Raw genomic sequence first — 25,370 nt, forward strand, 5'->3', positions numbered from 1 at the left:
CAGCAACCTCTAATTATTGTTTCGACGTGACAGTCACGGCCGCTTCCAGGCGGGCGAGCTGTTGCCGATCGTGAATTCCGAAACCGATTTGCGTGACCGCCTGGGCGGCCACGGCGGTAGCCAGGCGCAGGGTGCGCTCGGCGGGCCAGCCGCTGAGCAGGCCGTGCAGCGTGGCGGCAAGCAGCGAGTCGCCAGCGCCCACGGTGCTGGCCACGTCCACGCGTGGCGGCTGGGCACTGACCACACCGTGGGGGCCGAACCAGTCGGCGCCTTGCGAGCCGCGCGAGAGCAGCACATGCTCCACGCCAGCTTCACGCAGCCTGTCGACGGCGACGTTCAGCCCCTCGGCGGACGCCGGCTCCAGCTCGCAGGCTTCGGCCAGTTCCTCTTCGTTGGGTTTGATCAGCCAGGGGGCCACCGCCAGCCCGGCACGCAGCGCCGCGCCACTGGTATCCAGCGCCACCGGCAGACCGAGCGCCGTCAGGCGGCGCAGCAGGGCGGCGAACCACTCGACCGCTACACCCCGCGGCAGGCTGCCGGCCACCACCACCGCGTCATGACCGGCGGCGATCTCTTCCAAACGGGCGAGCAGTTGGGCCTGGTGGGCCTCGTCCACCTCGGGGCCCGGCCCATTGAGATCGGTGATGCGGCCGTCGCCTTCGGCGAGCTTGATGTTGCTGCGGGTCTCGCCCGGCACGCGCACGAAGGCGTCGATGAAACCGCGGCGGTGCATCAGCTGCTCGAAGGGTGCCGCATTGGCCTGGCCGAGAAAGCCACTGACCGTGACCTTGTGACCGAGGTCGGCCAGCACCTGGGCGACGTTGAGCCCCTTGCCCGCCGCATGGCTGGTCATGCCCAGGCCGCGGTTGACGTTGCCTGGCTGCAAGGTGTCGAGGCTGACGGTCAGGTCCAGTGCCGGGTTGAGGGTCAGAGTAAGAATCCGCGCCATCACTGTACCTCCTCGACCAGAGCGCGCACCGCCGTTGCACTGGGCAGCAGCAGCGCCTGGCGGGCCTGCGCCTGGCAATGGGCAAGATCCAGTTCGCGCACCCGCGCCTTGACCAGCGGGATGCTGCGCGCGGCCACGCTCAGCTCGTCGACTCCCAGGCCGACCAGCAGCGGCACTGCGAGCATATCGGCGGCCAATTCACCGCAGACACCGACCCACTTGCCTTCGGCATGGGCCGCCTCGACGGTCATGCCGATCAGGCGCAACACCGATGGGTGCACGCCGTCAGCCTGGGCCGATAGCGTCGGGTGGCCACGGTCGATGGCCAGGGTGTACTGGGTCAGGTCGTTAGTACCGATGCTGAAGAAATCCACTTCGCGGGCCAGCACCGGCGCCAGCAATGCCGCGGATGGCACCTCGATCATGATGCCCAACTGCAGATCGCTCAGCGCAATCTCGCTGCGCAGCCGCTCGACCATTTCCCGCGCCGCGCGCCACTCCTCCACCTGCCCGACCATCGGGAACATGATGCGCAGCGGTCGACCCTCGGCGGCCTGCAGCAAGGCGCGCAACTGGGTTTCCATGATGTCCGGGCGCTGCAGGGTCAGGCGGATGCCGCGCACCCCAAGAAAGGGGTTTTCCTCTGCCGGCATCGGCCAGTACGGCAGCGGCTTGTCGCCACCGACATCCAGCGTACGCACCACCAACGGTCGGCCCTGCAGGGCATCGAAGACCCGTCGGTACTCGGCTTCCTGGGTCCCGGCATCGGGCGCCTGGGCGTGATCCATGAACACCAGCTCGGTACGCAGCAGCCCCACCGCCTCGGCACCCAGTTCCACGGCGCCGGCCGCCTCACCGCTGGCGCCGATATTGACGGCCACCTCGACAGCATGACCGTCACGGGTGCGCGCTGGCAGCATGCGCTCGCCGTGGGCACGTTCGCGGCGCTGCTCGCTGGCCTGCCGCTCGCGCTCGGCCTGCGCCAGCGTCGCTTCGTCTGGCTCGACCCACAACTGGCCCCGGTCGCCATCGAGCAACAGGCGAGTACTCTGCTCCAGCAACAGCAGGCTCTCGCCAGCCCCGACCACACAGGGAATGCCCAACGCCCGGGCGATGATCGCGCTATGGGCAGTGGCGCCGCCGCGCGCGGTAACGATACCGGCCACCCGCTGACGGTCGAGACTGGCGACATCCGAGGGGCCGACCTCGCCCATCACCAGAATGTAGGGCTCGGCCGGCTCCTGCGGGGCCTCGACGCCGCACAGCTGGGCCAGCACCCGGCGCCCGACATCCCGCAGGTCTGCCGCGCGCTCGGCCAGCAAGGCGTCGTGCAGGGACTCCTGCTGCACGGCAGCCGCTTCGATTTCACCGATCCAGGCCGCCTGGGCACTGGCGCCGCTGGCCAGGCGGGCGTCGACGTCCTCGCGCAGGGCCGGGTCGCGGAGCATCGCCTGGTGAGTGACGAAAATTTCTTTGATGCTGGCCTCGCTGCTGCGCTCGACCAAACGCTGGATTTCGCCATCGATGTGCTGCAGTGCGGCTTCCAGGCGCTGACGCTCGGCAGCCACTCCTTCACCGCGCTGGGGATAGTCGAGGCGCGGCATGCGCCGCACGAACGCTGGGCCGCTGGCGATACCGGGCGACGCCGCCACGGCGTGCACACGAGCGCCGGCAACCGGGGCGGCCACAGTGTCCGTGACCGGCGCCTCGGCAGCCGGCTCGGCGCTATGCTCGGCGTGGGCGGGCAGCGGTTCGACCTCCTCGCCCAGGCCGGCACGTACCGCCGCCTCGATGGCTGGCAAGGCGTGCTCGGCAATGGCTGGATCGGCGCTGAATTCCAGCACCTGGCCGCGTCGTGCACCAAGCGCCAGCAGCTTGCTCAGGCTCTTGGCCGATACGGTCGTTGCAGCGCCGTCGACCAGGCGCACGCGAATGTCCCCTGCGAAGCCCTGAGCAATTTCACTGAGGGTCTTCGCCGGGCGTGCATGCAGGCCATGGGCATTGGCCAGGGTGATGCGCAGCGCCGGCCAGTCGGCGGGCAGCTCGGCGCCCAGCGCCTCGAGCACGCCACGGCTGCTGGTAGCCTGGGTGAGCACCTCGCCCTGCCCGGCGATCAGCAAGTCGCACAGGCGCTCGAGCACCTGGCGATGCCCCTCGCCCAGGCATGCCAGGCAGAACAGTCCTGCCACCGGCTGGCCACCGCGCAGCAGCGGCTGGGCCGGGGTGACGAACGCCAGGCCCGGGCGCTCGACGCCCTGCTCGCTGCTCAGCCACCACAATCCATTACCCAGCGGCAGGGGTTCAGCCTGCACCAGGCTGGCGGCGTAACCGGCTGCCGAGCAACCGGCCTTCTTCAATAAACGCGCGCCTTGCCAGGTCAGCTCGTCCAGATCCTCGGCTTCAACGCCCAGGCTCACCAACTGCGCATCTAGCGCCAGCTCGGGCGCGGCGCCCTGCAGCAGGGCGAGAACGGCTTCGGCATCCTGCGCCTCGCGCAGCGCCTGGCTCAGGTCGCCCTCGCCCAGCGCGCGGGTGAGCATCTGCAGCAGGTGCAGGTGCTCGTCGGAACGCGCGGCGATGGCGATGGCCAGGAACACCCGCTGGCCGTCGCCCCAGTCCACTCCCTCGGGAAACTGGATCAGGCGCATGCCGGTCTGGAACACCTGGTCACGGGTTTCCGGCGTACCGTGGGGAATGGCGATGCCCTGCCCCAGATAGGTCGAGCCCTGGCGTTCACGCGCCTGCATGCCCTCCAGGTAGCCAGCGGCGACCAGGCCGTCAGCGACCAGGCTGTCGGCCAATTGGGCCAGCGCCTGCTGCTTGTCGACGGCCTGTCGGCCCATCTGGATTTGCGAAGGGTGTAGTTCGAGCATGACGTTTCTCCTCGAGCAAGACCGGCTGCAGGCGGGCTTGGCGGACATTCTTGTTAGCTTAGTCGACTCGCTTGCTGAATCGTTTCATCTAGCACTGGCACGTTACCTGATTATGGGTAATCCTTGAAGCCTGGCAGAGGAGACAGCCATTTGAAGTTGACCGATATCGCCCGCCTGGCGGGTGTTTCATTGACCACGGCCAGTTATGTGATCAACGGCCAGGCCGAAAAACGCCGCATCAGCGCCGCCACCGTCGAGCGGGTGCTCGAAGTGGTGGAGAAATACGACTACCGCCCCAACACCCAGGCCGTCGGCCTGCGCCGCGGCGAGAGTCGCTGCCTGGGCTTCATCCTCCCCGACCTGGAAAACCCGAGCTACGCGCGACTCGCCAAGCTTCTCGAACAGCGTGCCCGGGCAGCCGGCTACCAATTGCTGATCGCCAGCTCCGACGACCAGCCGGACAGCGAGCGGCAGTTGCTGGAGCTGTTTCGCTCACGCCGCTGCGATGCGCTGATCGTCGCCAGCTGCCTGCCCCAGGGCGCCGCCGACTACCAACAGCTGGTCGCCGCCGGTACCCCGGTGATCGCCGTCGACCGCGCCCTGGATCCCGAGCACCTGTATTCGGTGGTCAGCGATGACCGCCAGGCCGGCGAGCAGCTGACCCGCAGCCTGGTGCAACCGGGACAGCGCCAGGCCGCGCTGATCGGCGCGCGCCTGGAACTGCCGATCAGTCAGGCTCGTGAACAGGGTTTCCGCGAGGCGCTGGCGGCTTTCGATGGTCTGATCAGCATCAGCCACGGCGAGCAGTTCAGCCGCCAATGGGGCTATCGGCAGATGCGCGAACTGATGACCCAGGGCGGCCTGCCGGACGTCCTGGTCACCACCGCGTACGTATTGCTCGAAGGGGTGCTCGATGCCCTGCACGAGCACCCTGAACTGGATACCAGCAACCTGCGCCTCGGCACCTTTGGCGATGCGCAGCTACTGGACTTCCTGCCCCTGCGCGTCAATGCCATCTCCCAGCAGCACGAGCGCATCGCCGAACGCGTATTCGATCGCCTGCTCGATGCCCTGGACGGCAGCTACCACCCCGGCCTGGATGCCATCGAGCGTGGCCTGAAGATTCGTTTCGGCAACTAGCGCCCCTGACGCATCTGTTGCAACAGTGGCTCGCACTCGTTGGGCTGGTCGCCGCTTGGCGCGATAAGTGCGACCAGACCGGCGGCCGGCGCGACCAGCGCGCCCAGGGCCAGCATGCCGGCGCCGCGCAGGGCCAGCGGGCCGGCTTTCACGCCAGGATTGGGATTTTTGAAGGTGCCGCGCACGTAAAGCGGCGAGCGCAGGGAAAAGATCCGCAGCCCCTTGGACTCGGGCGTGATGGTCAGGTCCAGCTGCTCACTGCCGAAATTCACCGTGCCGTCCACGCCGATCAGCGCGTTCTCGGTGTCGATCACCATCAATTGTGGCCGCATGACGCCCTGCTTGATGTCCAGGTTGGCGGCGGCGCAGTTGATTTCCACTTCGTTGTCGCCGAACAGCCGCCCCACCAGGTAATTGCCGACGTTGAGCCCGGCGATCTCCATCAGGTTGCGGCTGACCCGCCCATCGTTGATCAGCAGCTTGACCTGGCCATTGGCACTGCCCAATAGGGTGGCGACCGAGTTGCCGGTGCCGCTGATGGCCGCATCGCCATTCAGCGCCCCCAGGCTGCTCTGCATCACCTCGACACTGGGGAACAGCTGGCGCAGGCGGAAATTGCGCGCGCGCAGCTGAGCCTGTGCCCTGAGCGGGGTGGCGCTGCCGTCCAGGCGCAGCGTGGAGTCGAGCCGCCCTCCCGCCACACCGAAACGCAGCGGCTCCAGGCTGAGTTTGCCGTCGTCGAGCAGCACATGGGTGAACAGGTCGGTAAAGGGCAATTGCTCGCTATGCACGATGCGCTTGCCGGTGAAGCTGACATCCGCATCCATGTCGCGCCAGCGCTCGGTCTTGAATGCCTCGACGGGCAACACCTTGTTGCCGGGCTGCACGCTGGCCGCACCGCGTTGCTGTTTTTCGGCATTGGAATCGGCGCCGATCAAGGGTGCCAGATCGGCGAAACGCAGCTGGTTGGACACCAGGGTGCCGGACAGCTTGGGCCGCGGCTTGCGCGCCACGAAGGTGAGGTCGCCGTGAATGTCGCTGTCACCGATACGGCCATTGAATTGCTCATAGCGAAACAGCGGGCCGTCCGCATCCTGCAGCTGGGCAACCAGCCGCCCATCGGTGGAGTAGGCCGGCGTATCCGGCAAGGTGACACCCGTGAGCGGGTGCAGGTTGCCGAGGCTGGATCCCGACAAACGCAGGCGCAGATCCAGAGCCCCGAGGTTCTTCGGGTCGGTCAGCGTGCCGGCAACCTGCACACGGGTGGTACCGGCGCGAACGTCGGCCTGCACTGGAAATGGCAGGCGCGCGTCCTGCAGCGCCAGCAACCCGCCGATACGCCCGCTGCCGTTTAGCGCCTGCCCCTTGTAACGGCCCTTGGCCTGCCAGGCGAAGGCGTAATCCTGTGGCTGTGCAGCGCGCTCGTCCGCTTGCCCGGCAGTCTTGCCGACGATCTCGGCAAAGGCGATGGGCTCGCCAAGCGGCTCGACCTGCAGGTTCACGCCAGCCTGGGAGACCTGATCATCGACGCTTACCTGCGCCTTGTCGAAGCCGATGGTGCCGATGTCCATCACCCAGGGCGCGGCGTCTTCCGCCTGCGGCTGCTCCTGTTCCCCGAGGTCGAAGGTCCAGTTGGCTCGGCCGTCCGCCAGGCGCTCCAGCGCGGCGTCGGCGCCAGTCAGCTGGATACGTGGGATCGACACGGTTTTCCACAGCAGCGGCACGGGCGAAAGGCTGGCTTCGACACGCTCGAGGTAAACGAAGTGCTCACCCTTGGTCCACTCGGGGTTGCCCAGACTAAGCCGCTCGGCGGACACATGCGGCCAGGGCACCCAGGCACGCAGGCCGGGCTCGTCGGACTCGCGCTGCCAGGTGACGGCCAGGTTGCCCTCGATCGCAAAGGGGCGATTGAGCGCTTCGGAGACCCGTGCATTGAGGGTGGGTTTGAGCAGATTCCAGTCGAACAGCACCAGAAACAACATCAGCGCTGCGATCAGCAGCAGGAGACTGGCAAGGCACCAGCAGAGTATCTTGCGAACACGCATCATGCGGCGGCCCCTGTTTATCGGCGATCCCCACAACCACCGTCCCTCACAGTTCGACTGGCCAACGCCGCGAATGACTCACAGAATGTTGCCATGCAGGTGTACAAACCTGCCGTCCATACAACCTCGACCCCTGGCGGGCACCATGCAGCTGATCGACACCCACACCCATCTCGACTTTCCCGACTTCGATAGAGACCGCCCCGGCGTGCTCGCCGAAGCACGCGCCCTGGGCGTCGACAAGCTGGTGGTGCTGGGGGTCGAGCATGGCAACTGGCAACGCCTGTGGGATCAGGTACAGGCACACGACGGGCTGTACGCCGCCTTCGGCCTGCATCCGGTCTACCTGGATAGCCATCGGCCGCAGGATCTGCAAGTGCTGGAGCAATGGTTGAACGACCTGCAGGGTGACGAGAAACTCTGTGCGGTGGGCGAGTTCGGGCTGGACTACTACCTGCCGGAGCTGGACAGGGAACGCCAGCAGCTGCTCTTCGAAGCGCAGCTGGAACTTGCCCAGCGCCTGAATCTGCCCGTACTGCTGCACGTGCGGCGTGCACACGCCCAGGTGATCGCCACCCTGAAACGTTTCAAGCTACGACGGGCGGGCATCATCCACGCCTTCGCCGGCAGCTACGAGGAAGCACGCGAGTACCTGAAGCTGGGTTTCAAACTGGGCCTCGGCGGTGCCGCGACCTGGCCACAGGCCAGGCGCCTGCGCCAGGTGATCCCCCGCCTGCCGCTCGACGCCGTGGTGCTGGAAACCGATTCACCGGACATGGCGCCGGCCATGTATCCACATATCCGCAACAGCCCGGTGCACCTGCCGGCCATCTGCCGCGAGCTCGCGACGCTGTTCGGGATAACGCCAGAAACGCTGGCCGCAGCCAGCAGCCGCAACGCCAGCCAGCTGTTTGGCTGGCGTTGCGACTAGCGGATCAGAACAGCAAGGTCCACAGGGCGATGGCCGCATACCAGAGAATCGCCGCACGCACCGACAACTGCCACAAGCTATCCAGTGCCTGCACGCCAAGCTCACCCGGCGCCGGCTCCGGGGTTTCGGCGGCGGCGCGTGCCGCACCGGCGGCCAGCTGCGCGGCAGAAATGTCCCAGCTGAGCAGCTCGTGGAGCAGCGCCCGACTCACCGCGATAAAGTTGCCGACCAGCGCGAAACTGGCCGCCAGCACCCGCACCGGCAACCAGTCGAAGGCGTGCCGCAGTTGCCCAGCGCGCTCGCGCAGCGCATCGGACTGGCCGTGTTCGACGATCAGCGCCAGCAAACGGTAGGCCAATGCCGCGAGCGGGCCGAGCAGCACGTACCAGAAGATGACTGCGAAGAAACTCTGGTAGGCCTGCCAGACCATGTAGGTCTGCACGCTCGGCAGCAAGCTCGCCTCGCCCTCTGCCTGCACCCCGAGATCACGCTGGGCCACCAGGTAGGCGGCTTCGCTGTCGCCACGCCGCCAGCTATCGCGAAATGGGCCAAGGGCGGTCAGCAGATCGCCACGACCCAGGCTGTAGATCACCAGCAGCAGATGCACCGGCAACAACAGCCAGCCATAGGCCAGCGGCGCGAGCAACTTCAACAGCACCGCCACAACCAGCAGCGGTACACCGACCAGCAGCATGATCGCCAGCCAGGGTGAATCGCTGGTGGTGCCACCCCGCTCCATCCGCGCCAGTGCACGCAGCCAGGGCTCGTCGTGCTGGATACGCTGGCGCCAGGAGGAGAACTTCTCGACCCACAACACCAGCAGCAACACCAGGAAACTCATGATGCCTCCTTATCAGTCATCAATGCCGAGCGCAGCCGCGCCCAGTCGAATGCCGGCCCGGGGTCGGTCTTGCGGCCCGGGGCAATATCGCTATGCCCACAGATGCGTGCCGCGGTGATGGCCGGGTAAGCCGCCTGCAGCGCTCGCGTCAGATCGACAAGCGCAGCGTACTGCGCATCGGTGAACGGTAAATGATCCGTGCCCTCGAGTTCGATGCCCAGCGAGAAATCGTTGCAGTTCTCGCGCCCCTCGAACGACGAGACGCCGGCATGCCAGGCGCGATCCAGGCAGGACACGAACTGCACGAGAGTACCGTCGCGTTCGATCAGGAAGTGCGCCGAAACCGTCATGCTGGCAATCCCGGTGAAGTAGGGGTGCGCATCGGCCTGCAGGCAGTTGGTGAAGAACGCCTGCACCTGACCGGTACCGAACTGGCCAGGCGGCAAGCTGATGTTGTGAAGGACCAGCAGGGAAATCTCACCCTGGGGGCGCTCGTTGAAATTAGGCGAAGGACAGTGCTGAATCCCCTGATACCAGCCGTCTTCGAGTTGCTTGTGCATAGGTGCTCCTCGAACGAGCGCACACTCTAGGGGCTGATCAGCTTTAGGCGCAAGTCATGGCCATGGCCGATGCGTTCGAGGGAGGCCAGAACGACTCACGGCCCTGACGGGCCGTGAGTGCTGGACGAGCAAGCGCAGTTGCCTCAGGCACCCTTGAGACGGCGCAGATTGCCGATCACCGACTCCAGGGCACGGTCGAACAGCAGCGCATCGTCGAGCAGCCGTACCGCATTGCGACGAAACTCCAGGGCCAGGCCCATGCGCGTTTTCTCGAGCACTTTCATTCCGGTGCGGTTGACGAAGATGTATTTGCCGGTCGGTTTGATGATCGCCGCCAGCTTGCAACGCAACTTGTGCTCTTCGTCTTCCTGGAACTCGACCCAGCTACCGACACGCAAGGCATCGACCTGCACCAGCGCCTCGTCATCGTCGGCCAGTACCGTCTCGTCCTGCTCGATGCGCGGCTGGCCCGGCGCCTCGAGGACAATCTCCTCGACGACCTCGACCATCGCGGCGACGCCGCCTTCCTCCTCGGGTGGCAGGTCGAGCAGCGGCAACTCGATACCGACCGCGGAAAGCGCAGAGCGCTGTACCTCATCGGACTCGGTCGGCGCAGCGCGCTCGACATCCGGAATCGCCCGCTTGAAGCGCTGAAACGCGTGAACGTGCAGCGCCTCGAGCTGGCTGAAGAATTCGCTGGTGGAGAACGGGTCGAACGCCGCGCTGGCCATACCTTCGCGCAAGGCTTTCAGCAGTCCCGGCACCAATTCGAGCAGGCGCAGGCGCGCCTCCGGGTTGTCGTGGGGCTCCACGCTCCAGATCAGCTCGTCCATGGTAGCCAGCGCGCCCTGCCACTGCTCCGACTCGGTACCGTGCTTGAGGCAGGTCAGCATCATGACCTTGCTCCAGGCTTCGCGCAGCAGACGCACCACCACTTCCGGCAGGGTCTTGCCGAGCAGGCGGTCGTTCAATGCCTGCTCGACCTCGCGGCGCGCCATCTCGGCACGTGCACTGCCTTCCTCGGCGTCACGGGTACGCTGCTCGAGCAGTTCGCTGCGACGCCGCTCATCGCCGGTAAAGGCCAGGAAATCGGCCAGCAGCTCGGAGAAGATCGCCGGGTCATCGGTAAAATCGTTGAGCAACCGCTGCACGACCTGCTCGATCTTCTGATACAGGCTGTCACGCTGGTTGCTGTCGTGCTCGCCCCAACCCAGGGCGGCGGTGGCGATCTCGTTGAGCAGGCGACGCGCCGGGTGGCTGCCGCGGCTGAAGAAGGTCTTGTCGAGTACCGCGACCTTGAGCATGGGAATCTGCAGACGGGCGATCAGCGCCTTCAGCGAGTCCGGCAGGCTGCGGTCGTCGAGGATGAATTCGAAGAGCATCGACACCAGGTTGATGACATCTTCATCGACCTCACCGACAACCCGTACTCGACCGCTCTTGGCGCTGGCCCGGGTCAGCAGATGCTCGAGCTGGGCGCGCAGGTCGACATCCATCGGCGCCTGGATCGGTGCGCGCTGCTGCAGGTGGGAAAGCAGACGCATCAAGTCATTGGTGGAAATCGGCATGGCATTGGCCGGCGCCTGCCGACGTGGCGCAATGCCTTCGCGTGTCTGCGACAGCAATTCCTGCAGCGCGCCAAACATCTCGCGCACGTCGTCATCGGCGAATCCCGCGGAACGTTCGAAGCCGTCGACCGGCTCGGCGAGCTCAGGGCGTGCCTGGGTGGGGCTACGGCGCGGCGGCGCGGTCTTGAGTTCAGGCAGCACGCCAGCTTCGACCAGAATGCCATTGGCATCGCCGTACAGCTGTTCGAGGCCGCTGAGAACGTACTTTTCGAACAGTTTGAGGATGATCAGCTTGACCTTGATCTCCACACCCAGCCCGCTGCAAGACTCGAGGAACAACTCACTGAGCGATACCGGACCAAGTGGATTGGACTTGTCGTCGAGCTTCTTGCTGACCACGGCATTCAGGCGCGTGGTCAGATGGGTGAGCGCCACATGGTCGCGGCTCAGCACCTTGGCGATCATGGAATCGAGCGCGACGGTTTCTTCCAGTTCGTCGTTCTGCACCAGCGAGAGGCTGTCGAAGGACACCGCATCCAGGCTAGGCGCCTTGCCGACGACATGCTGATTGAGGCTGGAGAAGGATTCGAAGACGCGCTGCAGGAAGCCACGCTCGATACCCTTGCGCTTGAGGCGCAGGTCGCGCATGGCTTCGAAGAAGGCATTCTGCTCGGCGTTGCTGGTAGCGCGATCGGCCATGTCGAACAGGGTGTCGTCGGCGTTGTCGAACAGGGCCTGCAGAGCCTGCTTGAGCTGGGCTGCGGCGCGGTCACGAACCTCAATGAGCGATGCCGGCAATCTGGCAGCTGCCGGGTTGGCCGCTTCAGATACCATCTTGTTCAGATGCACCACGTTGGCATCGTTCTTCATCAAGGTCTCCTGCGCAGAGCGCTGGCGAAGCAAACTGAAACAGGAATGTGGACACCGTTTCAACGTCAAGGGTATGACGTCAATACTTCCGTATTAAAACATATCGGATTGCTGCTGGAGATGCCAAAGCAATTTCCTGCAGATATGAAATGCATCACAGCCCCTCGGACGGGCTGCTACTCGACTGCACATGTGACCAAGCGTTACCTCCAGGGTTCATTTTTACCCGACGGACGTAACAGGAGCGGTCACTGCCCTTATAATCGCCGCCTCAGCCAATCGGAGGCCGCATGCCGAACCTACAGCTTAGCCAGCTTCGCGCCGAAATCGAGGCCAATGTCCGTCGCAGCCTGCGTGAAGACATCGGCAGCGGCGACATCACCGCCCAGCTGATTCCCGAGTCACGCCTGGCCAGTGCGACGGTGATCACCCGCGAGCACGCCGTTATCTGCGGTACCGCCTGGGTCGACGAAGTGTTCCGTCAGCTCGACGCCCGGGTCGCCGTGCACTGGCAGGTACAGGACGGCCAGCGGGCAGTGCCGAACCAGGCGCTGTTCCACCTGGAAGGCCCGGCGCGGGCGTTGCTGAGCGGCGAACGCAGCGCACTGAATTTCCTGCAGACGCTGTCGGCCGTTGCCACCCGCTGCCAGCACTACGCGGAACTGGTGCAGGGTACCGCGGTGAAACTGCTCGACACCCGCAAGACCCTGCCCGGCCTGCGCCTGGCGCAGAAGTACGCGGTGACCCAGGGCGGCTGCCACAATCACCGCATCGGTCTGTTCGATGCCTTCCTTATCAAGGAAAACCATATTGCTGCCTGCGGCGGGATCGCGGCCGCGGTGGCGGCGGCGCGCACCATCGCACCGGGCAAACCGGTGGAGGTTGAAGTGGAAAGCCTGGACGAACTGGAGCAGGCCCTGGCTGCAGGCGCCGATATCGTCATGCTCGACGAACTGTCGCTGGATGACATGCGCCGCGCGGTGACCATCAATGCCGGCCGCGCCAAGCTCGAAGCATCGGGCGGCGTGAACGAAAGCACCTTGCGCAGCATTGCCGAGACGGGCGTGGACTACATTTCCATCGGCACGCTGACCAAAGACGTCAAGGCCGTGGATCTGTCGATGCGCCTGTCGCTGTAAAACTCCTGGCGAATGAAAAACGGCGCCTCAAGGGCGCCGTTTTTCATATCAGTCAGTCCACATCGGGGCTGCTGACAAACCGCTTGCGCTCGGGAAAGAACAACCGCCCAAGTTCAACACCCGGATTGTCGGCACGCATAAAGGCTTCGCCGACCAGGAAAGTATGCACCTCGCTGATTTCCATCAGCTCGACATCGGCGCGATTGAGGATACCGCTCTCGGTGACTACCAGGCGGTCTCGCGGGATGCGCGGCAGAAGGTCGAGGGTGGTTTCCAGGCTGACCTCGAAGGTATGCAGGTTGCGGTTGTTGACCCCTACCAGCGGCGTATCGAGGACATTGAGTGCACGCTCGAGTTCGTCGCCGTCGTGCACCTCCACCAGCACATCGAGATTGAATGCCTTGGCGGTGGCGGCCAGCTCGGCCATCTGCGCATCGGCCAGCGCCGAGACGATCAGCAGCACGCAGTCGGCACCCAATGCCCGCGATTCGACGATCTGGTAGGGATCGATCATGAAATCCTTGCGGATCACCGGCAGCGAACACGCGCTGCGTGCTTCGCGCAGATAACGATCGGCACCCTGGAAGAAGTCGATATCAGTAAGCACCGACAGGCAGGTCGCCCCGCCGTCCTGATAGCTCTGGGCGATTTCCGCCGGCACGAAGTTCTCCCGAATCACGCCCTTGCTCGGCGACGCCTTCTTGATCTCGGCGATCACCGCAGGCTGCTTGCTCTTGGCTTGCTCGATCAGCGCATTGGCGAAACCCCGCGGAGCGTCGGCAGCCCGCGCTTCGCGCTCCACCTCGGCGAGGCTGACCACGGCACGGCGGGCGGCTACTTCTTCAGCCTTGCGGGCGAGGATCTTTTCCAGAACGGTGGGAATGCTCACCCTTCATTCTCCTGTTTGAATACCGCGGTAAAGGACACCAGCTCTTCCATCTTTTCCCGGGCCAGGCCGGTATGCAGCGCGTCGTGGGCCAGGCTCATGCCACCCTGCAGGTTGTCGGCATGGTCAGCAGCATAAAGCGCCGCGCCGGCATTGAGCACGATGATGTCGGCGGCTTTCTGGCCGGCGTCGGTCCTGCGGCGGCCCAGGGCATCGCGGATCAGCTCCAGCGATTGCCCGGCGCCGTCGACGGTCAGACCGATCAGGCTCTGGCTCTTGATATCGAAGTCTTCTGGCTGAATGCGGTACTCACTGACCACGCCGTTCTTCAGTTCAGCCACGAAGGTCGGCGCCGCCAGGCTGATCTCGTCGAGTCCATCCTGAGCATGTACCACCAGTACGTGCTCGCTGCCCAGGCGTTGCAGCACTTCGGCCATTGGACGGCACAGCGCCTGACTGAACACGCCCACCACCTGGTGCTTGGCGCCGGCCGGATTGGTCATCGGGCCAAGCATGTTGAACAGCGTGCGCAGCCCCAGCTCGCGGCGCGGGCCGATGGCATGCTTCATGGCGCCATGGTGGGACGGCGCAAACATGAAGCCCACGCCGACGGTCTCGACGCAGCGCGCCACCTGCACCGGGGTGAGCCCCAGGTACACACCGGCAGCCTCGAGCAGATCGGCACTGCCGCTCTTGCCGGACACCGCGCGGTTGCCATGCTTGGCCACCTTGCCGCCGGCAGCGGCGACGACGAAGGCCGCGGCGGTGGAAACGTTGAAGATGTTCATGCCGTCGCCACCGGTGCCGCAAGTGTCGACCAGGCGCTCGGCGGCGATCTCCACCGGTGAGGCCAGTTCACGCATCACGCTGGCGGCGCCGACGATCTCGTCGATGGTCTCGCTCTTCATGCGCATGCCCATCAGAAACGCGCCGATCTGCGCGTCGGTGCACTGGCCGGTCATGATCTCGCGCATCACATCGCGCATTTCCTCGGTGCTCAGGTCGAGCTGGGCGACGATGCGGTTGAGGGCTTCCTTGATGTTCATGCGCGCACGCCTCCGGTCTGCTTGAGGAAGTTGGCGAACAGTTCGTGGCCCTGCTCGGTAAGGATCGACTCGGGGTGGAACTGCACGCCCTCGACGTTCAGGGTCTTGTGGCGCAGGCCCATGATCTCGTCGACGGTGCCGTCTTCGTGCTGCGTCCAGGCGGTCACCTCGAGGCAATCCGGCAGGGTCTCGCCCTTGACCACCAGCGAGTGGTAGCGGGTCACGGTCACCGGCATCGCCAGGCCGGCGAACACTCCCTTGCTCTCGTGAAAAACCGGACTGGTCTTGCCGTGCATCACCTGGCGGGCGCGCACCACGTCGCCGCCATAGGCCTGGCCGATGCTCTGGTGACCCAGGCAGACGCCGAGGATCGGCAGCTTGCCGGCGAAATGCAGGATGGCCTCGATGGACACGCCGGCTTCGGTCGGCGTGCATGGGCCTGGCGATACGACGATGCGCTCGGGCTTGAGCGCCTCGATCTCGGCAATGGTCAGTTCGTCATTACGGATGACGTGGACATCGGCACCCAGCTCGCCCAGGTACTGCACCACGTTGTAGGTAAAGGAATCGTAGTTGTCGATCATCAGCAGCATTTTAGATTTAACCCTTTGATTTACTGCTCTTCAGCCAATCGCCCTGGTTTCGATCCCCCTATTCGTACCCGCAGTTTTTTTCATGCTGGGAGAATGTATGTTCAGGGATCGAGCAAGGCAGAGAGAATCGTCCGGCGTGGCCGGATAGAAAAGATCAGGCGCGCCAACGCCAGCGGGCGTGGGCTTTGATGAGGCGCATCAGAAGGGTGCTGCTTGCGTTCACGAAGGAGGTCTCGCGTTTATCTCCGGGCACAGTAGCCCAGCAGAGCCTTGGCGTGCAACTGGCATAACGCCTCTTGCGGGCAGGAAAGATCGGTGGCTGGGGGCCGCGGAGCCACCGGCGTGGCGAGCTACATCTGCGGAGCCAGCCAGGCGAGCACTTGCTCGGCCAGCTGCTCGGGCGACGCGTGGGTACTGTCCAGACGCAGTAGCGGACAACGCAGTTGCTGCTCGATCCACGCCTCGTGCATGCGCAGGCTGCGGGTCTGCAGATTGCCGTGCTGATAGCCGGCGGCCCACTCCAGAAAGGCCTGGTGCTGCGCGTGCATGTCACCACCCGGCTGCACCCTCTTGCCGTAGCGCTGCTGCTCGCGGGCACGCAGCCGTTGCATGCGCTTGGTGTCCTCCAGTTGCAGGAACACGGCGTGGGTGAACTGCGATACCAGCGCCTCGCCCCAACTGCACAGCGAACCGCTGAGTACCCAGTCGCTCGACTGCGCCGCGCACGCGCGGATCTGCTCCACACGCTGTTGCGGTTCGCGCTTGAAACGATAAGGTGGCTCGCTGGGCAGCCAGTAGAAGTTGTCGGTGTCCAGGTGCAACCAGCCGGCCCGTTCGGCCAGCGCTGCCGCCAGGGTGGTCGTGCCAGCGCCGGACGCCCCGAATACATGTAACCGTACCGCCATGGATCGACATCCTCCACGAAAGGAATTCATCATGATTCGCCCCTATCATGCCAACGACGCCAACGCCGTGCTCGACATCTGGCTCGCCGCGTCGATCCAGGCCCATGCCTTTATCGCCGAGTCGTTCTGGCGCGATCGGCTGGGCGCCATGCGCGATATCTACCTGCCCCAGGCCGAGACACTGGTGCTCGAAGAAGACGGCCAGATCCTGGGTTTCGCGTCATTGCACGAACAGCGCCTGGCCGCCCTGTTCATCGCCCCAAGCGCCCAGGGGCAAGGGCGCGGCAAACGCCTGCTCGACCAAGCGAAGCGCCGGCGCAACGTGCTGGAGCTCAGTGTGTACAGCGCCAACACCCAGGCGTGCGCCTTCTATCAGGCCTGCGGCTTTGCCGTCGTAGCCGAGCAGAGCGATCCGCACAGCGGACACCCGGAACGGGTCATGGGCTGGCAACGTGAATAGCCATAGAGCGGCTGACTCTCTGGCACCACGAGGCTATCAACGAGCGTCTAAGGCGCTTCGCTGATCGTCTGCACATACTCCTGGCACATGCCTAGGGCGATGATGGCGCGGTCGCCGCGTTGGGTAATGTCGACAATTCGTTGAGCAACTGCTCGGTCAATGTCGGTTCTTCGGGCTCCATCCACCAGGCGTCCGGCATGGGCGGCGAGGGGCAGTTGGGCGTGCTGATCGGTGTCGGCATCTGCGGGTTCGGCGGTAAGGACTGACAGCCGTAGCTCAGCAGTGGCAAGGCGATCACGCAGGCGCGCAGTTTTCTCTTCGGCATCGGTAAGCCTCCTGTGTTGGGTCTGGGAAGACGCATGCAGCTGCTGCTCGAGGGTCACGCGTCGGTCGTGGGCGCGCCGCATGTCACGGGCGGCGGTGTCGTGCAGGCGAGCCAGGGTGTCGGCATGGGCCTGGTCGCGTGCGGCCAGCGCCTCACCCAGGCGCCAACCCTGCACGACCCAACCCAGGCTGACGGCGCCCAGCAACAGCGCCACAATCAACCCACCCGTGACCAGCCAGCGGTAGCGGGCGGGAATCAATGCCAGCAGGCTCATGCCGCCACCTGCCCGCCGCAGGCGATGAACATGGCGAGCAGGTCATCCTCGGCGCGGGCCTGACTGGCCAGCTCCTGGCGATAGATACGCAGCAGCGCGCCTAGGTCGTGCTCGCGTTGGCCGTAGCCGGCGCCCGGCAGGCTGGCCCAGATGGGCGCAGCCGCGTTGATCGCTTCGGCCACCCGGCCGGCCTGAATGGACGCGAGTGCACCGCACTCTTCGAGCAACTTCACCGCGGCCAGATCCTGGGCCTCTGGCGTGAAGCGGCCGCGAAACTTGTAGAGTTCGACGATGGCGTCCCAGGTGCCGGCCAGGAACTGGTAGCGACCTGCCGCCGTGGACTGAATGTCGTAGCGCGGCAGCTCGATCAAGCGACGCGGATGCGCGCTGTAATCGTCGAACAGGCTGCCGCCCACCAGTACGTTGTAGCCGTCGTCGCTCTCGGCGACGGTCGAGGTGCCTTCGCTCCAGGCAAGCATGTCGAGAAAGGCGAGTACGTTGTGGCCACCCGCCTGGGTGGCAGTAAGTCGGGCCATGGGAATTCTCCAGTGTCATGAAAGGAATGACCCGCCGAAGCGGGTCATTGGGGTGGCTCAGCGGGGCCCGTAGGCGGTGGTGGTGTTGCCGATGCGCGCCATCAGCGATCGCGTGTTGGGCTTGAGCGTGCCGTCGTTGCGGTCCATGCCGTTCGGGTTGTCGTCGTCATCGCCGGGGCCAGCCAGCCACTGGAAACGCAGGATGTGGTTGGCATCGAAGTACTTGTGCAGCTCGGTGAAATAGGTACGCATGCCCGGCACGTGATCCGGGCCACCGAACTCGCCGGCGATGCCCCGCTTGCCGTTGGCCTTGAGCCAGTCGATATAGGGATACCAGTCGGCCACCCGATCCCGGTAGGTGATCGAGTCAGCGGCCTGATTCCACTTGCCGCCCCCCTGGCCGTTCTTGTCGGGATACTGGTGGGCCTCGTAGAGCAGCCGGCCTCCAGGATCCTGGAGGTTCTTGAGCACGTCGGAGCGCCGCGGCCAATCCAGTGCCGAGGCGAACGCATTGCCGGCCACGGTAATGAAGTGCCGTGGGTCGACTTCGCGCACGGCGGTGATCAGCTGCTGCACGTTGTTGCTCCACAGGGTTTCGACGTTGACGCCACCGTCAGGCACGCTGCCCAGGTTGTGCGGCTCGTTCATCAGGCCGTAGCCGAATACCCCGGGCTCGTCGCGCAACTCGCGAGCGATAGCCGCCCAGATGCGCGCCAACAATGGATAGTTGACCGGGCAATCAGGCGCGCCGATGGCCGTCCACAACGCGAAGCCGCCGTTCCAGGCCTGCACGACACGCCCGCTGACCGGTCCATTGGCGCGCACGTACCAGCGGCAGTAGTTGTGCATGTCGAGCAGCGAAAAGCCGCCCCAGCTGTGGATGTGGCGGATCGCGCGGCGGATCTCCTCTACATAGCTCTGGCGCAAGGTGAAGCCGCCGGCGCCATCGAGAATGGCGATGCGCTCGCCGGCGAATGGCAAGCGCACCGCAAAGGGCTTGCCGTCCAGGCCACCGGCATAGGCCTTGATGTAGTCCGGTTGATGGCCGCGGGGCGCCACGGTCACGTAGTGGGTGTCCAATCGCGCGGTGGCGATGGCGTCGACATAGGGGTTGTTGCCCAGGCCCGCGGCGTTGAAACCGATCAGCGGGAATTCGCCGGCAGCGGCCATTTGGTCAAAGGTCTTGATAGCCATGGTGTTTCCTCCAGACATGAAAAAGCCCGCACGATGGCGGGCCAGGGTGAGTACGACGGCACGGAATGCGCCGCCGTACGGGTTCAGGTAGCGGTTGTTGCCGGTTGCAGCCCGGCGGCCGAGTCAGGCGTCTCGGTTACCCGGCGGTTTGTCGCGCAGAGCATCTGTGCGCCGGCGAATCGCTGCCAGCATCAGCGTCACCACCAAACCGGCGCCGGCGAAACCGGCAGGCCCCGGATAGGCGAAGGGGTGGATGCCGTGCAGCTCGAAGTCGGTGATCGCCGGGGCACAGAGATACCCCATCACGGTTGACGTCAAAAAGAACGCCAACCGGTTCCACATGGGCAGGTTTTGCGTAGTGGTGAAGTACACCAGCGCCCCACACAAGGCGCCGACGGCAGCCTCGCCATTGATGGAAGCGATCAGGGCTGCAAGGTGCTCACCTAGCACGCCGAACAGCACGGCGCTGCTGAATTCAGTCATTGTTATCGTACTCCCCGAGGCCGACGGCCCCGACGACATTGAGGTTATGCCGCCCCCTTAACGACAGAGCCCCGCACGGGCGGGGCTCTGTTAAAGGAAGGTCGGTGTGTTGCAACGCGCCGTGAGGCGCAGTGGGTAGCAATGGATAGTCAGGAGGCTGGCTGACTGCTTGCCCACCTCTGTGACGGTGATTCATGTATAACCGCCGATTCTCGGGGTCTCAAGGGCACTGGGCGAATCAGCGCCAACGCAATGGAAAATCAGCGGACATACAACAAACTCAGGCTGGCAGCCCCCTGCAAACAGACGCATGCAAAGGCGCCCTGTGCCTGGCACAAGGGTGCAGTTTTCAACAAGGGAAACAGGCCGAACCGCGAGAACCGCTGCCGGCAGAAATGAAAAGCGCGCTCAGACGGCGCGCTTCAGGAGTTGCGACTCGATGGCCCTGTGGGCCTGGCCCAGTCGTCGATAGAACTGCGCCCGACTACACCCGCAGGCTACCCATTTCTCACGCTGAGGCAGGTTGCTGCAATACTGCTCGATGACCACCTGCCGCTGCTCGGGGGAAAGGTGCTTGCTGAGTATCCAGCCGATTTCGGTGACTCTGTTGACCAGCACGCGGCTACCACGGGCAGCACGATTCAGCACACCTTGTGATGCCATCAGCGAAGCGATCACGCTGTTGCCCATGTTCGATGTGCAATCCGCTTCGCTTGCCTGCGCTTCGGCCCAACGCTGCAGCGCCTCGTCTATATAGGGAATCATGGTCTGCCTCCTGCCATCTCAAATGGCCTAGATGTCAATCTGTCCGGGCAAGCGAAGGTTAAACCTCAGGTCGCGCCCGGCACCTTACCGATTGTCGTCATCTTAAAAATAATCACGTATCGTGTTTTATTCAAGCCAGAAACTGCGCTATAAATATTTCACAACGTGATTAGCGGAGAGGCATGATGGAAACCCTGGGACAACGCATCAAACACCTGCGCAAGAGCAAGGGCCTCAGCCAGCAGCAGCTGGCCGAGGCCTGCGGCTGGTCGTCACAGTCACGTATCGGCAATTACGAAAGCGATCTGCGCGAACCGGGTCTGTCCGACCTGCTGGTGCTAGCGCCGGCACTGGGCGTCAGCCTTGCCGAGCTGGCCGGCACCGACGAGCTGTCCGAGGCACCGCCCGCCGATACCCTGAGCGTCGGCCATGCCCGTGGCGGCGCGGTGCCGGTGGTCGGGCATGCGCAATTGGGCACCCATGGTTATTTCGAGGAGATCGACTTTCCGGTCGGCCATGGCGACGGCTACCTGCGCATTCACAGTGACGACCCCAATGCCTACGGCCTGCGGGTGAATGGCGACAGCATGCACCCGCGGATCAAGAACGGCGAATACGTGCTAATCGAGCCGAATAAAGCCTTTCACGCCGGTGACGAGGTGATGGTTCGCACCCTTGACGGCCAGGCGATGATCAAGGAGTACATCTACCTGCGCGACGGCATGTATCGCTTCGACAGCGTCAACCAGAACCATCCGCCCATCCATATCCACCAGGACAACGTCATCAAGATCCACCTGGTGGGCGGCATCCTCAAATCGTCGCGCTTCACCGAAGAATGACCACGCGCCGAATCAACCCAGACCACGAGACCTGACCCCGCTACCGAGCCCAATCATGAACACTCAGCCTGAGCCGCACCTGCCGCTCCAGACGCTGGAGCTCCTGTTCCGCACCCACGGCGACGTGCTGGTGCCCATCGACCGCGTGCGCACGGTGTATTTCCGTCACCTGAGCCCGGACAATTTCATCCGTGCCATCGCCTGCGGCCGCCTGAACCTGCCCATCACCACCCTGGACAGCAGCGCCAAGGCGCCCAAGTTCATCGAACTGCACCACTTGGCCGCCTATATCGACAGCTGCGCCAGTGCCGCCAATGGCGAGGCCAGCCTATGCGCCGAAGCGCAAGGCGGCTATCACCTGGAGCAGGCTCAGGAACCGCGCCGCGCGTAAGCCGCCAGAATGGTGCGTTCCGATTGCACCAGGTAGGCATCCAGCGCCTTGGCGGCGTCCTGCGGGCGGCCGGCTTCCAGGTGTTCGAGAATCGCCGCGTTCATGTCGATGTAGGGTGCGTGCAGGAATTCCGCGTCATTGAGCAGCCCGAATACCAGGCGCAGCTCCGCGGACAGGTGCCCGTAGAAGGTATTCAGCCGCTGACTGTCGGCCAATTCGACGATGCCCGCGTGAAAGGCCATGTTGGCCGTACCCACCGCGCCCCAGTCGGCTACCCCAGCGCTGTGCTGCGCCGCCTTCACCGCCTCGCGCATGCGCTTGACCGCCGGGTGCTTGGGGTACGCCTGGGCGAGCGCCTGGCATTCGACGAAACGCCGCGCCCGGTAGATCTCGATGATCGAGGCCATGTCCGGCACTGACACGAACACGCCACGGTTGGGTTCGTGCTTGAGCAGGCCCTCCTGAGTCAGCACGCGAAAGGCTTCGCGCAGGGTATTACGCGAGATATCCAGGCTTTCACTCAGCGCCGCTTCGGACAGCCGCTGACCCGGCACCAGCTCGCCGTCGACCAGCTTGCGGCGAATTTCCGCGGTCACCGTCTCGCCAAGCGTTCGTGGGTTATCAGACACAGGGTTGTTCATTAGCGAATCACCAGAACATGGCCGGGGCTCTTTTGCGCCTAGCCGAATGCGCCGATGGTTACCGAGTGGCGCGTTGCAGGCAAGGGTTTGGATTGTCACCGTGCGCACCATGGTGAGTCATCAATGGGTATCGAAGTAACAAAACGGTGCAGATACATCATCAATTAAAAATTGATTGTTGAACAATAAACCCGCATAGAATCAACAGATCGCACTAATTTCTCGTCACGTGGCATGTTGATTGCCTTACACCTGCACCCGTTACCCTGTCCCAGGAGTGCTCCATGCAGGCCCAGACCACCGGCGATTTCGCCCGCTCACGCCGCTCATCGCTGATCGCGGCCATCTTCCTGATGGCCACCTCGGCCATCGGCCCTGGTTTCATCACCCAGACCGCCACCTTCACGGCCACCATGGGCGCGGCTTTCGCGTTCGGCATCCTGGCGTCGATCCTGATCGACTTCGTGGTGCAGTTGAACGTCTGGCGCATCGTTACCCTGACCCGCATGCGTGCCTCGGACATCGCCAACGCGGCAATTCCCGGCAGCGGTTATCTGCTAGCAGTGCTGGTGATCTTTGGCGGGCTGGTATTCAACGTCGGCAACATCGCCGGCTCCGGCCTGGGCCTGAATGCGCTGATGGGGCTGGACACCAAATGGGGCGGCGCACTCAGCGCCCTGGTGGCCATCGGCATCTTCATGTCGCACCGCGCCGGTATCGCGGTGGACCGCATCATGGTGGTCCTGGGCCTGATGATGATCGGCCTCACGCTGTTCGTGACCTTCGCCTCCAACCCACCACTGGGCGAAGCGCTGCGCCAGACCGTATGGCCGGACGAGATCAACTTCGCGACCATCACCACCATCGTCGGCGGCACCGTCGGCGGCTACATCACCTACGCCGGCGCTCATCGCCTGCTGGACCGCGGCACGGTCGGCGTCGAGAACATCGACGAGGTTTCCAAGGCGGCGCTGAGCGGCATCATGGTCACCGGGGTAATGCGCTATATCCTATTCCTGGCCATTCTTGGCGTGGTCGCCAGCGGCGTGGTGATCGACACCTCGGGCCAGGGCGCCAACCCTGCCGGCCAGGCGTTCCAGGCAGCGGCCGGTGAACTCGGCCTGCGCGCCTTCGGCCTGATTCTCTGGGCAGCGGGCATCACCAGCGTGATCGGCGCGGCCTACACCTCGATGTCGTTCATCACCGTGTTCAACAAATCGATTACCGAGCGCGGCCGCAACCTGGCGACCGTGGTGTTCATCGCAATATCCCTGGGCGTTTACCTGATGCTCGGCACCCCGCCCGCTGGCCTGCTGCTGTTCGCCGGCGGTTTCAACGGCCTGATCCTGCCGATCGGCCTGACCATCTTCATCTACGTGGGCTGGCGCCGCGCCGACCTAATGGAGGGCTACCACTATCCACGCTGGCTGCTGGCCCTCGGCGCCCTCACCTGCGTGCTGACCTGGTACATGGCCGCCAAGTCCATCGGCCCGATCTTCGCTTTCATCGCCTGACTCTAGGAGACCCGACATGCCAACCATCGACCTCAACAGCGACCTGGGTGAGAGCTTCGGCCAGTGGTCCATGGGCGACGATGCCGCGATGCTCGATATCGTCACCAGCGCCAATGTCGCCTGCGGTTTCCACGCCGGTGACCCGGCCGGCATCCTGCGCACCCTCAAGGCCGCCGCAGCCAAGGGCGTGACAATCGGCGCCCACGTCGCCTACCCGGATCTGGTCGGCTTTGGCCGCCGCAATATGGACCCGTCCAGCGACGAGCTGACTGCCGACGTGATCTACCAGATCGGCGCCCTGCAGGCCCTGGCCACCGCCGCCGGCACCGAGGTGCGCTACGTGAAGCCCCACGGCGCGCTGTACAACACCATCGCCCACGACACGCGCCAGGCCCTGGCGGTGATCAAGGCGATCCGCGCCGTCGATGCGCGCCTGGTACTGGTCGCCCTGGCCGGCTCGCCGCTGATCGAGCTGGCCCGCCGCGAAGGCCTGACCTGCACCGCCGAAGCCTTCGCCGATCGCGCCTATACGACCCAGGGCACCCTGGTGTCACGTCGTGAGCCGGGCGCCGTGCTGCACGACGCTGAACAGGTGGCCCAACGCATGCTGCGCCTGGTGCAGAGCGGCGAGGTCGAGGCGATCGACGGCAGCATCACTCGCGTCGAAGCCGATTCGATCTGCGTGCACGGCGACAGCCCCGGCGCCATCCAGATGGCCCGCGAAGTGCGCCAGTTGCTGGAGCAATCCGGCGTATCCCTGCAAGCCTTCGCTGGAGCCTCCCGATGAACGCCATCCAACGCGCCCAACAGGCCGCCATTACCGCCGCCCGCCAGGCCCGCGCCGAGTACCGCAACGGCCGCGTCGCCCCCACAGCCGGCATCGCCCCGGGCATGACCCAGGCCAACCTGATCGCCCTGCCCCGCGACTGGGCCTACGACTTTCTGCTCTACGCCCAGCGCAACCCCAAGGCCTGCCCGGTGCTCGACGTCAGCGACGCCGGCAGCCCGACCACCGTGCTGGCCGAGGGTGCCGACCTGCGCACCGATCTGCCGCTGTACCGCATCTGGCGTGATGGCAAGCTGGCCGAGGAAGTCAGCGACGCCACCGCCGCCTGGGCGGAGCACAGGGACATGGTGACCTTTCTGATCGGCTGCAGCTTCACCTTCGAGACTGCCCTGCAGGAGGCCGGCATCGACGTGCGGCATATCACCGACGGCTGCAACGTGCCGATGTACCGCAGCAACCGCGCCTGCCGCCCGGCGGGCCGCCTGCATGGCGAGATGGTGGTGTCGATGCGGCCGATCCCGGCGGATCGCGTCGCCGAGGCGGCCGGTATTTCCGGCCGCTACCCCTCTGTGCACGGCGCCCCGGTGCATATCGGCGAGCCGCAGCGCCTGGGCATCAAAGACCTGCAGAAGCCGGATTTCGGCGACGCGGTGCGCATCGAGCCCGGCGAAGTGCCGGTGTTCTGGGCCTGCGGCGTGACGCCCCAGGCGGCAGTCATGGCCTCCGGCGTGCCCTTCGCGATCACCCATTCGCCAGGCCATATGTTTATCACCGACGTGCCTGACAGCACGTACCACGTATAGGACAAGCCC

The 25,370-nt window shown here is 64.8% G+C and carries 25 protein-coding genes; 9 read left to right on the forward strand and 16 right to left on the reverse strand.

Annotated features, from left to right (window positions below; translation table 11 throughout):
- Positions 1 to 13: 13 nt before the first annotated feature.
- Both pfkB and ptsP read right to left on the reverse strand, forming a co-directional pair.
- A complete protein-coding gene (pfkB, locus tag BM154_RS20650) occupies positions 14 to 949 on the reverse strand; it encodes a 1-phosphofructokinase (RefSeq protein WP_074888824.1) in 936 nt (311 codons plus the stop codon).
- Entirely contained in the window at positions 949 to 3,822 is a 2,874-nt protein-coding gene (ptsP, locus tag BM154_RS20655) for a phosphoenolpyruvate--protein phosphotransferase (protein ID WP_074888827.1), read from the reverse strand. Before ptsP ends, pfkB begins: the two co-directional genes overlap by 1 nt.
- 150 nt (positions 3,823 to 3,972) lie before the next feature.
- On the opposite strand from ptsP, the gene cra reads away from it, so the two are divergent.
- Positions 3,973 to 4,962, forward strand: coding sequence for a catabolite repressor/activator (cra, locus tag BM154_RS20660; RefSeq protein WP_074888830.1), 990 nt, complete (start codon positions 3,973 to 3,975; stop codon positions 4,960 to 4,962).
- On the opposite strand, the gene BM154_RS20665 is transcribed toward cra, so the two are convergent.
- Positions 4,959 to 7,010, reverse strand: coding sequence for an AsmA family protein (locus BM154_RS20665; protein ID WP_074888833.1), 2,052 nt, complete (start codon positions 7,008 to 7,010; stop codon positions 4,959 to 4,961). The genes cra and BM154_RS20665 overlap by 4 nt on opposite strands.
- Before the next feature lie 142 nt (positions 7,011 to 7,152).
- Between BM154_RS20665 and BM154_RS20670 the strand changes: the two genes are divergently transcribed.
- Complete coding sequence (locus BM154_RS20670) at positions 7,153 to 7,938, forward strand: TatD family hydrolase (protein ID WP_074888835.1); 786 nt, start codon at positions 7,153 to 7,155, stop codon at positions 7,936 to 7,938.
- A gap of 4 nt (positions 7,939 to 7,942) precedes the next feature.
- On the opposite strand, the gene ampE is transcribed toward BM154_RS20670, so the two are convergent.
- From ampE to BM154_RS20685, 3 genes are all read right to left on the reverse strand, one after another.
- Complete coding sequence (gene ampE / locus BM154_RS20675; RefSeq protein ID WP_074888838.1) at positions 7,943 to 8,779, reverse strand: regulatory signaling modulator protein AmpE; 837 nt, start codon at positions 8,777 to 8,779, stop codon at positions 7,943 to 7,945.
- On the reverse strand, positions 8,776 to 9,339 hold the full coding sequence (gene ampD / locus BM154_RS20680) for a 1,6-anhydro-N-acetylmuramyl-L-alanine amidase AmpD (RefSeq protein ID WP_074888841.1): 564 nt from the start codon (positions 9,337 to 9,339) through the stop codon (positions 8,776 to 8,778). The genes ampE and ampD overlap by 4 nt, the downstream gene beginning before the upstream one ends.
- Positions 9,340 to 9,482: 143 nt before the next feature.
- On the reverse strand, positions 9,483 to 11,777 hold the full coding sequence (locus BM154_RS20685) for a DUF1631 domain-containing protein (protein ID WP_074888843.1): 2,295 nt from the start codon (positions 11,775 to 11,777) through the stop codon (positions 9,483 to 9,485).
- Between the two features lie 290 nt (positions 11,778 to 12,067).
- Between BM154_RS20685 and nadC the strand changes: the two genes are divergently transcribed.
- On the forward strand, positions 12,068 to 12,916 hold the full coding sequence (gene nadC, locus BM154_RS20690; RefSeq protein ID WP_074888846.1) for a carboxylating nicotinate-nucleotide diphosphorylase: 849 nt from the start codon (positions 12,068 to 12,070) through the stop codon (positions 12,914 to 12,916).
- Positions 12,917 to 12,968: 52 nt separating this feature from the next.
- On the opposite strand, the gene trpC is transcribed toward nadC, so the two are convergent.
- The 4 genes from trpC to BM154_RS20710 form a co-directional block, all read right to left on the reverse strand.
- A complete protein-coding gene (gene trpC / locus BM154_RS20695) occupies positions 12,969 to 13,805 on the reverse strand; it encodes an indole-3-glycerol phosphate synthase TrpC (protein WP_074888848.1) in 837 nt (278 codons plus the stop codon).
- Positions 13,802 to 14,848, reverse strand: coding sequence for an anthranilate phosphoribosyltransferase (gene trpD, locus BM154_RS20700; protein WP_074888851.1), 1,047 nt, complete (start codon positions 14,846 to 14,848; stop codon positions 13,802 to 13,804). Before trpD ends, trpC begins: the two co-directional genes overlap by 4 nt.
- On the reverse strand, positions 14,845 to 15,441 hold the full coding sequence (locus BM154_RS20705; RefSeq protein WP_074888854.1) for an aminodeoxychorismate/anthranilate synthase component II: 597 nt from the start codon (positions 15,439 to 15,441) through the stop codon (positions 14,845 to 14,847). Before BM154_RS20705 ends, trpD begins: the two co-directional genes overlap by 4 nt.
- Positions 15,442 to 15,791: 350 nt before the next feature.
- Positions 15,792 to 16,346, reverse strand: coding sequence for an AAA family ATPase (locus BM154_RS20710; RefSeq protein ID WP_074888857.1), 555 nt, complete (start codon positions 16,344 to 16,346; stop codon positions 15,792 to 15,794).
- A 31-nt stretch (positions 16,347 to 16,377) separates the two neighbouring features.
- On the opposite strand from BM154_RS20710, the gene BM154_RS20715 reads away from it, so the two are divergent.
- Positions 16,378 to 16,806 carry an N-acetyltransferase gene (locus BM154_RS20715; RefSeq protein ID WP_074888860.1) on the forward strand — a complete coding sequence of 143 codons (429 nt, stop codon included), beginning with the start codon at positions 16,378 to 16,380 and terminating at the stop codon, positions 16,804 to 16,806.
- A 47-nt stretch (positions 16,807 to 16,853) separates the two neighbouring features.
- On the opposite strand, the gene BM154_RS24230 is transcribed toward BM154_RS20715, so the two are convergent.
- From BM154_RS24230 to BM154_RS20740, 5 genes are all read right to left on the reverse strand, one after another.
- Positions 16,854 to 17,405, reverse strand: a complete 552-nt coding sequence (locus tag BM154_RS24230) for a hypothetical protein (protein ID WP_074888863.1) — start codon at positions 17,403 to 17,405, stop codon at positions 16,854 to 16,856.
- Positions 17,402 to 17,941, reverse strand: a complete 540-nt coding sequence (locus BM154_RS20725; protein WP_074888866.1) for a glycoside hydrolase family 24 protein — start codon at positions 17,939 to 17,941, stop codon at positions 17,402 to 17,404. The genes BM154_RS24230 and BM154_RS20725 overlap by 4 nt, the downstream gene beginning before the upstream one ends.
- A 57-nt stretch (positions 17,942 to 17,998) precedes the next feature.
- Positions 17,999 to 19,135, reverse strand: coding sequence for a glycoside hydrolase family 5 protein (locus tag BM154_RS20730; RefSeq protein ID WP_074888869.1), 1,137 nt, complete (start codon positions 19,133 to 19,135; stop codon positions 17,999 to 18,001).
- A gap of 123 nt (positions 19,136 to 19,258) precedes the next feature.
- Positions 19,259 to 19,618 (reverse strand): putative holin, encoded by a 360-nt coding sequence (locus BM154_RS20735; protein WP_074888872.1) that lies wholly within the window; start codon positions 19,616 to 19,618, stop codon positions 19,259 to 19,261.
- Positions 19,619 to 20,026: 408 nt separating this feature from the next.
- A complete protein-coding gene (locus BM154_RS20740; protein ID WP_074888874.1) occupies positions 20,027 to 20,383 on the reverse strand; it encodes a PA0613 family protein in 357 nt (118 codons plus the stop codon).
- Between the two features lie 185 nt (positions 20,384 to 20,568).
- Between BM154_RS20740 and BM154_RS20745 the strand changes: the two genes are divergently transcribed.
- Positions 20,569 to 21,225 carry an XRE family transcriptional regulator gene (locus BM154_RS20745; RefSeq protein WP_074888877.1) on the forward strand — a complete coding sequence of 219 codons (657 nt, stop codon included), beginning with the start codon at positions 20,569 to 20,571 and terminating at the stop codon, positions 21,223 to 21,225.
- Between the two features lie 55 nt (positions 21,226 to 21,280).
- On the forward strand, positions 21,281 to 21,616 hold the full coding sequence (locus BM154_RS20750; protein WP_074888880.1) for a pyocin activator PrtN family protein: 336 nt from the start codon (positions 21,281 to 21,283) through the stop codon (positions 21,614 to 21,616).
- Here the strand turns inward: BM154_RS20750 and BM154_RS20755 are convergent.
- Positions 21,595 to 22,257 carry a GntR family transcriptional regulator gene (locus BM154_RS20755; RefSeq protein ID WP_074888882.1) on the reverse strand — a complete coding sequence of 221 codons (663 nt, stop codon included), beginning with the start codon at positions 22,255 to 22,257 and terminating at the stop codon, positions 21,595 to 21,597. The two genes, BM154_RS20750 and BM154_RS20755, sit on opposite strands and share 22 nt — an antisense overlap.
- Before the next feature lie 284 nt (positions 22,258 to 22,541).
- Here BM154_RS20755 and BM154_RS20760 point away from each other — a divergent pair, with 284 nt between their 5' ends.
- From BM154_RS20760 to BM154_RS20770, 3 genes are read left to right on the forward strand one after another with little or no spacing between them, the layout of a single operon-like run.
- On the forward strand, positions 22,542 to 23,771 hold the full coding sequence (locus tag BM154_RS20760) for an NRAMP family divalent metal transporter (protein WP_074888885.1): 1,230 nt from the start codon (positions 22,542 to 22,544) through the stop codon (positions 23,769 to 23,771).
- Between the two features lie 16 nt (positions 23,772 to 23,787).
- A complete protein-coding gene (locus BM154_RS20765) occupies positions 23,788 to 24,558 on the forward strand; it encodes a LamB/YcsF family protein (protein ID WP_074888888.1) in 771 nt (256 codons plus the stop codon).
- Positions 24,555 to 25,361 carry a putative hydro-lyase gene (locus BM154_RS20770; RefSeq protein WP_074888890.1) on the forward strand — a complete coding sequence of 269 codons (807 nt, stop codon included), beginning with the start codon at positions 24,555 to 24,557 and terminating at the stop codon, positions 25,359 to 25,361. Before BM154_RS20765 ends, BM154_RS20770 begins: the two co-directional genes overlap by 4 nt.
- Positions 25,362 to 25,370: the final 9 nt, after the last annotated feature.

It is taken from the genome of Phytopseudomonas argentinensis (assembly GCF_900113905.1).
GTDB classification, from domain to species: Bacteria; Pseudomonadota; Gammaproteobacteria; order Pseudomonadales; family Pseudomonadaceae; genus Aquipseudomonas; species Aquipseudomonas argentinensis.

Excerpts from the sequence above, each read along its gene's own strand:
- BM154_RS20730 (WP_074888869.1), bottom strand. The coding sequence starts at position 19,135 with ATGGCTATCAAGACCTTTGACCAAATGGCCGCTGCCGGCGAATTCCCG.
- BM154_RS20765 (WP_074888888.1), top strand. The coding sequence starts at position 23,788 with ATGCCAACCATCGACCTCAACAGCGACCTGGGTGAGAGCTTCGGCCAG.
- nadC (WP_074888846.1), top strand. The coding sequence starts at position 12,068 with ATGCCGAACCTACAGCTTAGCCAGCTTCGCGCCGAAATCGAGGCCAAT.
- BM154_RS20760 (WP_074888885.1), top strand. The coding sequence starts at position 22,542 with ATGCAGGCCCAGACCACCGGCGATTTCGCCCGCTCACGCCGCTCATCG.
- BM154_RS20710 (WP_074888857.1), bottom strand. The coding sequence starts at position 16,346 with ATGGCGGTACGGTTACATGTATTCGGGGCGTCCGGCGCTGGCACGACC.
- pfkB (WP_074888824.1), bottom strand. The coding sequence starts at position 949 with ATGGCGCGGATTCTTACTCTGACCCTCAACCCGGCACTGGACCTGACC.
- BM154_RS20770 (WP_074888890.1), top strand. The coding sequence starts at position 24,555 with ATGAACGCCATCCAACGCGCCCAACAGGCCGCCATTACCGCCGCCCGC.
- BM154_RS20715 (WP_074888860.1), top strand. The coding sequence starts at position 16,378 with ATGATTCGCCCCTATCATGCCAACGACGCCAACGCCGTGCTCGACATC.
- BM154_RS20740 (WP_074888874.1), bottom strand. The coding sequence starts at position 20,383 with ATGATTCCCTATATAGACGAGGCGCTGCAGCGTTGGGCCGAAGCGCAG.
- ptsP (WP_074888827.1), bottom strand. The coding sequence starts at position 3,822 with ATGCTCGAACTACACCCTTCGCAAATCCAGATGGGCCGACAGGCCGTC.
- BM154_RS20665 (WP_074888833.1), bottom strand. The coding sequence starts at position 7,010 with ATGATGCGTGTTCGCAAGATACTCTGCTGGTGCCTTGCCAGTCTCCTG.
- BM154_RS20725 (WP_074888866.1), bottom strand. The coding sequence starts at position 17,941 with ATGGCCCGACTTACTGCCACCCAGGCGGGTGGCCACAACGTACTCGCC.
- BM154_RS20705 (WP_074888854.1), bottom strand. The coding sequence starts at position 15,441 with ATGCTGCTGATGATCGACAACTACGATTCCTTTACCTACAACGTGGTG.
- BM154_RS24230 (WP_074888863.1), bottom strand. The coding sequence starts at position 17,405 with ATGAGCCTGCTGGCATTGATTCCCGCCCGCTACCGCTGGCTGGTCACG.
- ampE (WP_074888838.1), bottom strand. The coding sequence starts at position 8,779 with ATGAGTTTCCTGGTGTTGCTGCTGGTGTTGTGGGTCGAGAAGTTCTCC.
- BM154_RS20685 (WP_074888843.1), bottom strand. The coding sequence starts at position 11,777 with ATGAAGAACGATGCCAACGTGGTGCATCTGAACAAGATGGTATCTGAA.
- BM154_RS20745 (WP_074888877.1), top strand. The coding sequence starts at position 20,569 with ATGGAAACCCTGGGACAACGCATCAAACACCTGCGCAAGAGCAAGGGC.
- BM154_RS20755 (WP_074888882.1), bottom strand. The coding sequence starts at position 22,257 with ATGAACAACCCTGTGTCTGATAACCCACGAACGCTTGGCGAGACGGTG.
- ampD (WP_074888841.1), bottom strand. The coding sequence starts at position 9,339 with ATGCACAAGCAACTCGAAGACGGCTGGTATCAGGGGATTCAGCACTGT.
- BM154_RS20735 (WP_074888872.1), bottom strand. The coding sequence starts at position 19,618 with ATGACTGAATTCAGCAGCGCCGTGCTGTTCGGCGTGCTAGGTGAGCAC.
- trpD (WP_074888851.1), bottom strand. The coding sequence starts at position 14,848 with ATGAACATCAAGGAAGCCCTCAACCGCATCGTCGCCCAGCTCGACCTG.
- BM154_RS20750 (WP_074888880.1), top strand. The coding sequence starts at position 21,281 with ATGAACACTCAGCCTGAGCCGCACCTGCCGCTCCAGACGCTGGAGCTC.
- BM154_RS20670 (WP_074888835.1), top strand. The coding sequence starts at position 7,153 with ATGCAGCTGATCGACACCCACACCCATCTCGACTTTCCCGACTTCGAT.